This is a genomic window from Oryzibacillus soli (assembly GCF_051594765.1).
GTDB lineage: Bacteria > Bacillota > Bacilli > Paenibacillales > NBRC-103111 > Paenibacillus_AR.
The window spans coordinates 60,206-69,565 of sequence record NZ_JBPPGJ010000024.1 but is presented as its reverse complement, the minus strand read 5'-3'; the positions used below and the strand labels follow the sequence as shown (position 1 = coordinate 69,565).

Below are 9,360 nucleotides of genomic sequence, written 5' to 3'. Positions count from 1 at the left end.
TTCTTATCTGTTCTTCAGTAAATACGATTCGCTTTAACTTTCCCATGTTCGTATCGCCCCTCATCTTACCTTGATTAAAACACAAATGACCCACATGAAGGTCACTTTTTTCAAAGTGTCCTTCTTGTGGGTCACAGTTCATTAGCCGGAGGCCCTTTATATTTGCCGCTTATGCACCGGATAATCGCTTGGCCAGGGCCATGGCCGCCACATAGCCGGAGCTCCAGGCCCACTGCAGGTTGTAGCCGCCGCAATCCCCGTCCACATCCATCACCTCGCCGGCCAGATACAGCCCGGGTACCAGCTTGGACTCCAGGGTACCCTCCACCAGCTCCGCCGTGTCGATGCCGCCTGCCGTGGTCTGCGCATTGGTGAAGCTGTTGGTATCGGACACCCGGAACTCCCAATGCTTCAGGAGCCGATAGAAGTGCTGCTTCGTCTTCCAGGAGAGATCCCGGCACAGAAGCGATGATTGCTCGTCCAGACCGGCCTCCTTCAGAAGGACCGGAATGAGCTTCTTGTTCAGAATCCCCAGGAAGGAGTTGGCCACGGTCCGGTGCCCGAAGATGCCCCAGTGCGTGTCCAGGAATTGGGCCACCTCCTCCTCCGTCCGGTCCGGCATCAGATCCACCGATAAGGTGACCTCTTTCCCTTGGGCCAGATGATAGGCGGCCTTGCGGCTCAGTTGGAGAATCGGCGGACCGGAGATGCCGTAATCCGTGAACAGAATCTCCCCGGCTTCGCATCGGATGACCTGCCCGTCTACGAGGATGCGGCCTTGGCCCTCGAACTTGACGCCGGACAGCTCCTTCAGATGCGGGTAGTCCAGCTTCAGCTGCACGATGCCCGGGACGGGATGGACGAGGGTGTGCCCCAGGCGTTGAGCCAGAGTATACCCGGAGCCGTCCGTTCCGGTCTTCGGCGCGGTGAGGCCGCCCGTGCAGAGGAAGAGGTAATCGCAGGTATAGTCCACGCGCTCCCCCGTCTCGGTCTGGCAGGTCAGCCGAAAGCGGGGATAATCCGGCGATACGGCGATGTCCAGCACCTTGGTTTTGAAATAAACCGGAACGTTCCGGTCCTCCAGCGCCAGCCGGAAGATGTCCAGAACGGCCGCCGCCTGTAAGGACATCGGGTACATCCGTCCGTCCTCCAGGCTGATCAGAGGGAGTCCGAGGGTGAAGAAGAAATCGATGGTTTGGCGCACGCCGAACTGCTGCAGCACCGGCAGCGGAAATCCGGCTTGGCTGCTGTGGTACTTGTACGACAGGGCAGTCGCTTCATCCGCACCCGTAGCCGTTGATTCGTTCGTAATGTTGCAGCGGCCGTTGCCCGTGGTGAGCACTTTTTTGCCGATGCGGTCGTTGCTGTCTATGATGGCGGCATCCAGCCCCGAATCGCGTGCCGTTACGGCGGCCATAAGGCCGGCGGCACCTGCGCCGATGATGAAGAGCTGATGGTGCTTGGAGGTGGGATAATCATTCATGCCGGCGGTTCCCTCCCGAGAGTTGTCTGCCTACGGCCATAGCCGCTACATAGCCGGAGCTCCAGGCCCATTGCAGGTTATAGCCGCCGTAATCTCCGTCCACGTCCATCACTTCGCCGGCCAGATAGAGCCCGGGCACCCGCTTGGATTCCAGCGTGTCTTCCACCAGCTCGGTTGTTGCGATCCCGCCGGCCGTGGTCTGCGCGTTGGCGAAGCCGTTGGTATCCGTCACCTTGAAGTCCCAGTGCTTCAGGATCCGATAGAAGACCTTCCTGGCCTTCCACGGCAGGTCCTGGCAGAGCAGGTACGGCTGCTTGTCGATCCCCGCCTCCTTCAAGAGGACGGGAGTCAGCTTCTTATGCAGGATGCCGACGAAGGAATCCTCCACGGTCCGGTGTCCGAAGATCCCCCAGTGGATGTCCAGGAATTCCACCAGCTCCTCCTCGGTACGGTCCGGCATCAGATCGATGGACACGGTCACGGCGTCCCGCTTCGCGAGATGGTAAGCCGCTGTCCGGCTCAGCTGAAGAATGGGAGGACCAGACAAGCCGTAATCGGCAAAATGAATCTCCCCGGCTTCGCTGCGGAGGCGCTCCCCGTTGACGAGAAGATGGGCCATGCCCTGCAATTTGATGCCGGACAGCGCCTTTAAGTACGGGTACTGCACCTTCAGCTGCACGATGGCGGGGACCGGATGGACCAGCGTATGCCCGAGGCGCTGGGCGAGCGTGTAGCCGGAGCCGTCCGAGCCCGTATTCGGGGCGGTCTGCCCGCCGGTACACAGCAGCAGGTAGTCGCAGGTATATACCGCCTGCTCCTCCGTCCCCGCCTCTGTCTCCGTCCTGCATACGAGGGTGAAGCGCGGATGGCCCGAGGAGACGGTGACGTCCACCACTTTATGCTTGAAGAGGACCGGCACCTCCCGTTCCTCCAGCGCCAGCTGGAACAGATCCAGAACAGAAGAAGCCTGCAGCGACATCGGGTACAGCATGCCTTCCTTCAATTCGGTGAGAGGAAGCCCGATCGAGTAGAAAAAGTCAATGGTTCGGCGGATGCCGAACTGCTGCAGCACCGGCAGCGGGAAGCCGTCCTGGCTGCCGTGATATTTGTGCGATAATGCGGCCGCCTGCTCCGCCTCCGTCCCCGACGACGTAGATTCATTCGTAATGTTGCACCGGCCGTCGCCGGTCATCAGAATCTTCTTGCCGATCTTGTCATTGCTCTCCAGAATGGCGGCGTCGATGCCCAGGTCCTTCGCCGTCACGGCGGCCATTAGCCCCGCAGCGCCTGCGCCGATAATGAACAACGTGTGATGCATGGAAGGTTGATCCGCCCTTTGTCCAATGGTTTGCGAGGGTATGTTATCGAACACACCGTGCTTTTGAACCCATTATAGCACAAGTCGCTCCAACCACCTTCAAAGCGGCCGTTCGGCAGTGAACATCAGGGGGGAGATGAAAGGGCGGTTCTATGCTATGCTGGTAGAGAGTGTTTATCGAATGATAGCCGGTCGGACAGTTAGCCAGCCTGCTTGCCGGTAGAGAGAGGGAGAGACGAAGGATGGTTTTTGCGGGGATGATGAAGGGGTTCGCCCATACATATGAACAACCGGTCCGGTACCGGCTGAAGCTGGGAGAAGCGGAGCTGGAGATGAACGCGCTGATCGGAAGGCAGCTGACGCTGACCTTCTTGGGGGAGATCCGCTGCACGCATTGCGGGCGCAGGATCAAGAAGACGTACGACGGGTTCTGCTACCCGTGCTTCCAGACGCTGCCGCAGGCCGATCTGTGCATCGTGAAGCCACACGAATGCCACTATCATCTGGGCACGTGCCGGGATCCGGAGTTCGCGAAGACGTACTGCATGGTGCCCCATTATGTGTACCTGGCGGTCAGCAGCGGGGTGAAGGTCGGCCTGACGCGCAAGCACAACGAGCGCAAAAGATGGGTGGACCAAGGCGCGGTCCAAGCCGTGCCCATCGCGGAGGCCCCGAACCGGAAGACAGCGGGGGAGCTGGAATTCGCTTTGTCGCAGCATATGGCGGACAAGACCGACTGGCGGAAGATGCTGAAGGGGGAGACGGCGGATACGGATCTGCTGGAGCTCCGGGAGGAGGTCTTCGGGCTGTTCCCGGAGGCGTACAAGCCCTACGCGCTGCCCGGGGAGGAGAAGCGAGGCTTCGAGTACCCGGTGGAGGTGAAGCCGGAGAAGGTGGTGTCCCTGAATCTGGACAAAAACCCCATCATCACCGCCCGGCTGACCGGAATCAAAGGCAACTACCTGCTGTTCGAGGGGGGCGGGGTGTTGAACGTGCAGAAGTACGCCGGCTACCACGTCCAGGTGGAGGTGGCGCTGGAGGATGGGGCGGCTGAGGCCGCTGCCGGCAGAGAGGCCGATTAAAGAGCCCGCTCCGGCGAGCCGGCCGGGGTAGACCCGGCTGCGTCAGCGCTGCCGTGTCCGCGGCGGTCTGCAGCGACCGTCGCCTGCTCGGGCGCATGGTTCGGCGCCTCCGGTACTGTCCCGTCCGCCGGTCGCCGCGTGCGGCTCCGGCGCTTGTCCGGGTCTCGCGGCGGCGGATTCAGATCGCGCTCCGTCAGCTCGTTCTCCTCCAGCTTCAGCCGGTCGGCGAAGCGGATGAGCAGCTCTGCGGTGTTGCGCGCATCGTCGATGCCGCGGTGGGCCTTGCCTACGGGCTCGATGCCGGCCAGAGCCAGGGCGTTTTTGAGACCCATCTGGCCCTTCTGGTCCGACAGCAGCCTGCCGATCTGAGACTGGATGTCGTTGTAGTTGCGGAACCAGCCCAACGGGATGTTCTTGCGGACGCATTCGTTGACGATGTGGAGCTTGTCGTCCTTGCCCCAGGAGCATAGGTAGGAGTCGGGGCCGGTCCAATCGGCGAATTGGCGGATGCCCGTCTTGAAGGAGACGGCACCCGCAGCGTCCTCCTTGGTCATATTGATGAAGGAGCGCGTCGATTTCGAGAAATATCCGCTTCCCGGCACGATGTAGATCTGGAAGTTTTCGATCACCTGACGTGTGGTCAGATCGACCTTGCAAGCTCCGATTTCGACGATTTCGCTGGGCTGGCCCTTCTTGAAGCGCTTGACCAGCTCCAGGTCGTAGACGACCGCGTGTTTCATCCGTAAAGCCCCCTGAGGTTCACTTGTTGTCCCCTATCATATAGGATGTTTCCCGAAATTGGAACCTATTCGGTCCGTTCCCTCCCATGGAAGGGACAAGGTTGTAACAAAGTTGTCCGTTTTGGCGGACTCGGTGCCGCTGGCTATGGAGTACCATTATAGGGTAAGGTAACCTAAGAATCGCAGGATTCCGCTATAATCCGGAGGAGGAAAACAACATGTCGCACCCCGAATGCATGTACTGTACTGACGATGGCCGCCTGGACAAGCTGATGATCGAGATCGGACCGCTGTCGGTGTCCACCCTGTATCTGTTCAAGGAGCAAACCTACCGCGGCCGCGTGCTGGTCGCCCTGAACACTCACGAGCGGGAGATGTTCCACCTGTCCGATGAAGTGCGCAACCAGCTGATGAACGACGTGGCCCGTGCCGCCCGCGCGGTGGACAAGGCGTTCAAGCCCGGCAAGATCAACTATGGCGCTTACGGCGATACCATGCCTCACGTCCATTTCCACATCGTGCCGAAATACGAGGGCGGCGAGCAGTGGGGAACCACCTTCGTCATGAACCCGGCCCAGGTGTACCTGTCCGACGAGGAATACGCAGAGGTCATCGCCCAGATCAAGGCGGCATTGGAGTAGGATCACCCTTCATGCACACGTGAGCAAGATAGGCCGGGCCGTGGAGAGATCCGCGGCTCGGCTGTTTTGGCATGCGCGGAAGGATACTCTATCGGGGGTTGCTTGGCAGGTGTCTTCGTGCGGGCCCGGTGACAGGGGCCAGAGCCGGTTGCAGAAACCGGGATCAGCGGCTGTCCGTTTCCACCAATTATCCAAAATGTAGCACGGTTCACAGATTTATGGTTCCACGCTCCTTATAATAAGTAGTATATAAGACTTATTAAATGAGAGTGAGATGGAACCAATGAACCAACTGTTACACCGCCATAGGAACAAAGTCAGCGTCTGGGAATCGGTCACCCAGCTGCCGGAATCGCATAAAGGCTTGGAGCAGTGCGTAGATCTGCTGCTTCAGCTCCAGACAGAAAAAGGTCCGGTCATCGAGACCCTGAACGTGATCCGGCAGGACAAGCCGATCATGTACAGCTGGCTGCGGAAGCGCCTGGACTATCGTCCCGGCCTAAAGATGCTGCTGGACATCCGGCACGATTATGAGCTGGCACGGCGGGTGATCGGCTATGAAGGCTGACCGTCCCCGTCCCCATCCCCATAAGCCGGAAAAACGGCCAAAGCCCGTTCCCCACGAGACTTGAAGCTTCGTGGCGGACGGGCTTTGACCGTTTGTGGGCAAGATCAGTGAACGGGCAGTCGGATCTGCAGCTCGCAGCCCCAGTCGGCGGAAGCCTCCACGCGGAGGGTGCCGCCCAGGTGCTCGACCCGTTCCCGCATGGCGGACAGTCCGAAGCCGAAGGGAGCTTCGGTGTAGGGCGAGCCGTTATTCTTCAGGGTGAAATGCAGCGCGCCCTCCGCTGCCTCCAGCTGGAATTGGAAGCGGGTGCCCCCGCCATGCTTCAGGCCGTTGGTCAGCCCCTCCTGCACGGCGTGGAACACCACCTTCCGGTACAGCGGAGGAAGCTCGGGCAGCGGGCCGATGTCGTAATCGATCCGAACGCCGGTAATCTCCTCCGTCTCGGAGATGAGGGTGGTCAGAGAGTCCCGGAGGTCCGTCCGGACCACATCATCCTTCAGCATCCGCACCACGGAGCGGATCTGGTCCAGACCGTTCTTGACCAGCCCTTGAGCGGCGGTCAGCTTCTCGAGCGCGCGCTCGCCGTCGATCGAGAGCAATCGCTTCGTGGCCTCCAGCTGCATGATGGTGGCGGTCAACGTATGGCCCACCGTGTCGTGGATCTCGTGGGCGATCCGGTTGCGCTCCTCCAGCGCCACGATCTCCTCCAGCGCTTCCATGGTTTCCCGTATGGAGAGTTGGAGCTCCCGATTGCGCTTCTCCAGCTCTGCGGTGCGATCCCGGACCTCCTCCTCCAGGGAGCGGTTCAGCTCCGTCACCTTCAGATGGAGCTTGACCCGGGAGAGCAGCTCCCGCTTGGACACCGGCTTCGTCAGGTAATCGTTGGCTCCCGATTCGAAGCCCTCGGCCAGATCCTCGGGCAGGCTCTTGGCCGTCAGCATCAGGATGGGGAGATCGGCCTCACCGCCATAGGCCAGCCGGATCCGGCGGCACAGCTCGTAGCCGTTCAACCCCGGCATCATGACATCGGTCAGGATCAGGTCCGGCTTCAGGCCGGACTCCAGCAGCTCCAGTGCCTGTACGGCCAGGGAGCAGGTAACGATCCGGTATGCGGGGGCCAGGTGGCTGGAGAGAACCTCCAGGTTCACCGGCTCATCGTCGACCAGGAGAAGGGTTTGGCGGCGGTCTGTCGCCCCTTCCGGGACATTCTCGCTCTTTGGCAGGCTGTCCAGGCCGCTGACTGCCGCCGGGACGGAGCCTCTATCGGCAGCATCCAACTCCGGCACTCCGGCGGATAAGACGGGCATCCGGTCCGCTGGAGCCACGTCCGTCCCGCCGGTCCAGACCGGCAGCGTGAAGGCGAACGTACTGCCCTGTCCGACCGTAGACCGGACGGTCAGCTCCCCGCCGTGCATCTGTGTCAGCTGACGGCTGACGGTTAAGCCCAGACCGCTGCCGCCGATTCCCTGCTCTAGCGTAAAGCGGCTCTGATTGAACCGGTCGAAGATCCGCTCCAGGTCCTCCTCCGGGATCCCAAGCCCCGTGTCCGTTACGGCCACGCGAAGCAGCCTTCTCCGTCCGGGAGGAACCGCTCCCGCCCGGCGGTCCGGCGGCTTCGCCCCGGTAGATCCCGACCCCTCTCCACCTCGAAGTTCCTCCTGGTGCCCGCCCGAACGGAACCCTCCGTACTCCGTCCCGGCCCCCGGTTCCCCGGTCTGCGCATCGCCCTTCTCCTCCGGCAGCAGCTCTGCCGTCAGATCCACCGTTCCCTCGAAGGTGAATTTCACCGCGTTGCCCACCAGGTTCAATAGAATCTGCTCCACCCGGTCTTCGTCGGCCAGCGCCGGCGGCAGATCCTCCGGAATCCGGTTGCGGATCGTCAACCCCTTGGCCGAGGCTTGGGTCTGGAGGAGCGCCGCTGCGATGCCGGCAGTCTGCCGGATGTCGACCGGGCGGAGCTGGAGCTGCAGGTCGTTGTGCCGCATCTTCGACAGATCCAGGATGTCATTGACCAGCCGGGTCAGCCGCCGCCCTCCGGCGATAATGAGCGACAGGCGCCGCCGCTGCTCCCCGGCGTCCTCCAGCCCCTCGGGATCCAGCAGCGATTCGGCGATCCCGATCATGCCGAAGAGCGGGGTCCGGAGCTCATGGGACGTCCGGGCCAAGAAGTCGTCCTTCAGGCGGTCCATCTCCTGAAGCTGCCTGTTTTTGACGGCGAGCTCCTCCGAGTACCTCCGGATCTTCTGCATGGTATCGGCGAACCGGAGGATCAGCACGCCCCCGAGGCACATAATGAACAGAAACAGGCCTAGGGTGAGCTGGGTGTCGTTCAGGTAAGTCAGAAGCACGGGCGGCAGCAGGCCGTACCACTCCGCGAAGGAATACACGTTCATGCGCACGTAATAGACGGCGGCGAATACGACCAGCAGCACGATGCCGGCGAACACCCACCGGGTCTCCCGGTCCCGGCGGTCCCGGTACGAACGGGCCATCAGAAGCAGCACCACGCTCATACAGACGCTGGCGAAGACCGGGAACACCTTGTCGATGAGCAGATGGTAGAGAGGCTCCCGGTACCAGGCGGCCCCGAAGACCAGCGCGGCGTAGCCCCAGAAGGACCAGGCCATGCCGAGGAACAGCTTGCGCATCCGGTCCGGGTACAGCCGGGCGAGGAAGCCGAGCAGACCGCCGGTCCCGATGGGAATGGCCACGTCCTGCAGGTACACGAACAGCGGAATATCCGCAAAAAGCTGGAGCGTCGGCGCACGGATCACACTTCCGTAAGCGGCGCATGCGGTAAGCACGGCGAAGTAAAAGTAGATCGGCTCCCTCGGAGTGACGGCGAACAGCAGGAAGGCGCAGATGGAGCAATACAGGAACAGGACGCACAGGATGATGCGGAGGGCGTCGTGGGCCAGCATGTCGGAATAATAATCGGAGGCCTTCCCGACCAGAAAACCCGCCGTGACGGCCTTATGTCCGTCATGATAGGCCCTTATGGTAAGCATTGTGCCGTAATCCTCCAGCTTCAGCTCCGCCATCCCCCAATGGAGATGCTTGTTCACCCGGAAATCCCGGGGATTCATATTGAACTCATAGAGCTTCCGCGCATCCGTGAACGCCTGCACCGACTTGAAGCCCCGCAGTTGGAGGCTCTGTCCTTCGGCCCGGATGGCTTCAGGAATGCGGATCCGGAGCCCGAAGTACCCCTCATAGGTTGCCGGAATCGCATCCGACACCCACTGATCCGGGGGGAGAGGCTTCCAGGCCGCATCCGGCCCGGGTGCGGGAAGTCCCTCCGGCGTCATCGGGACGTCGCCGAGCCGGACCTCCCAGCCGGGGGTGCCGGCCAGGCTGCGGAATTCGTGGAAGCCGTCCTGCAGCTTGTTCCACGAGATGAGCACCCAGAAGGCCAGGAGCAGGATCAGGGCGGGAAGAGCCAGGAAGGCGGCGGCCAGCATCCGTTTGGTGGGTATAAGGCTTCGCATGGCGTGATGGTCCCTCCTTCTCATGTGCCGGTCTCATGTG

General features: G+C 61.6%; 7 protein-coding genes. 3 read left to right on the top strand and 4 right to left on the bottom strand.

The features are described from left to right. Nucleotides 1–169 precede the first annotated feature (169 nt). Nucleotides 170–1,483, bottom strand: a complete 1,314-nt coding sequence (locus tag ACSEXW_RS25000) for a BaiN/RdsA family NAD(P)/FAD-dependent oxidoreductase (protein WP_438448918.1) — start codon at nt 1,481–1,483, stop codon at nt 170–172. After that, nucleotides 1,476–2,801 carry a BaiN/RdsA family NAD(P)/FAD-dependent oxidoreductase gene (locus ACSEXW_RS24995; RefSeq protein ID WP_438448917.1) on the bottom strand — a complete coding sequence of 442 codons (1,326 nt, stop codon included), beginning with the start codon at nt 2,799–2,801 and terminating at the stop codon, nt 1,476–1,478. Before ACSEXW_RS24995 ends, ACSEXW_RS25000 begins: the two co-directional genes overlap by 8 nt. A 242-nt stretch (nt 2,802–3,043) precedes the next feature. Here ACSEXW_RS24995 and ACSEXW_RS24990 point away from each other — a divergent pair, with 242 nt between their 5' ends. Beyond that, nucleotides 3,044–3,883, top strand: coding sequence for a DUF2797 domain-containing protein (locus tag ACSEXW_RS24990; RefSeq protein ID WP_438448916.1), 840 nt, complete (start codon nt 3,044–3,046; stop codon nt 3,881–3,883). On the opposite strand, the gene ACSEXW_RS24985 is transcribed toward ACSEXW_RS24990, so the two are convergent. After that, entirely contained in the window at nt 3,880–4,623 is a 744-nt protein-coding gene (locus ACSEXW_RS24985) for a 3'-5' exonuclease (protein WP_438448915.1), read from the bottom strand. The genes ACSEXW_RS24990 and ACSEXW_RS24985 overlap by 4 nt on opposite strands. A 218-nt stretch (nt 4,624–4,841) precedes the next feature. Here ACSEXW_RS24985 and ACSEXW_RS24980 point away from each other — a divergent pair, with 218 nt between their 5' ends. Continuing rightward, nucleotides 4,842–5,264, top strand: coding sequence for an HIT family protein (locus ACSEXW_RS24980; protein ID WP_438448914.1), 423 nt, complete (start codon nt 4,842–4,844; stop codon nt 5,262–5,264). A 283-nt stretch (nt 5,265–5,547) separates the two neighbouring features. Further along, nucleotides 5,548–5,832: a hypothetical protein gene (locus ACSEXW_RS24975; protein WP_438448913.1), complete on the top strand. Its 285-nt coding sequence runs from the start codon at nt 5,548–5,550 to the stop codon at nt 5,830–5,832. 104 nt (nt 5,833–5,936) lie between these two features. On the opposite strand, the gene ACSEXW_RS24970 is transcribed toward ACSEXW_RS24975, so the two are convergent. Further along, nucleotides 5,937–9,320: an ATP-binding protein gene (locus tag ACSEXW_RS24970; protein ID WP_438448912.1), complete on the bottom strand. Its 3,384-nt coding sequence runs from the start codon at nt 9,318–9,320 to the stop codon at nt 5,937–5,939. Nucleotides 9,321–9,360: the final 40 nt, after the last annotated feature.

What these genes read in the sequence shown, in the direction of transcription:
- ACSEXW_RS25000 (WP_438448918.1), bottom strand. Translation starts at nt 1,483, where the DNA reads ATGAATGATTATCCCACCTCCAAGCACCATCAGCTCTTCATCATCGGC.
- ACSEXW_RS24995 (WP_438448917.1), bottom strand. Translation starts at nt 2,801, where the DNA reads ATGCATCACACGTTGTTCATTATCGGCGCAGGCGCTGCGGGGCTAATG.
- ACSEXW_RS24990 (WP_438448916.1), top strand. Translation starts at nt 3,044, where the DNA reads ATGGTTTTTGCGGGGATGATGAAGGGGTTCGCCCATACATATGAACAA.
- ACSEXW_RS24985 (WP_438448915.1), bottom strand. Translation starts at nt 4,623, where the DNA reads ATGAAACACGCGGTCGTCTACGACCTGGAGCTGGTCAAGCGCTTCAAG.
- ACSEXW_RS24980 (WP_438448914.1), top strand. Translation starts at nt 4,842, where the DNA reads ATGTCGCACCCCGAATGCATGTACTGTACTGACGATGGCCGCCTGGAC.
- ACSEXW_RS24975 (WP_438448913.1), top strand. Translation starts at nt 5,548, where the DNA reads ATGAACCAACTGTTACACCGCCATAGGAACAAAGTCAGCGTCTGGGAA.
- ACSEXW_RS24970 (WP_438448912.1), bottom strand. Translation starts at nt 9,320, where the DNA reads ATGCGAAGCCTTATACCCACCAAACGGATGCTGGCCGCCGCCTTCCTG.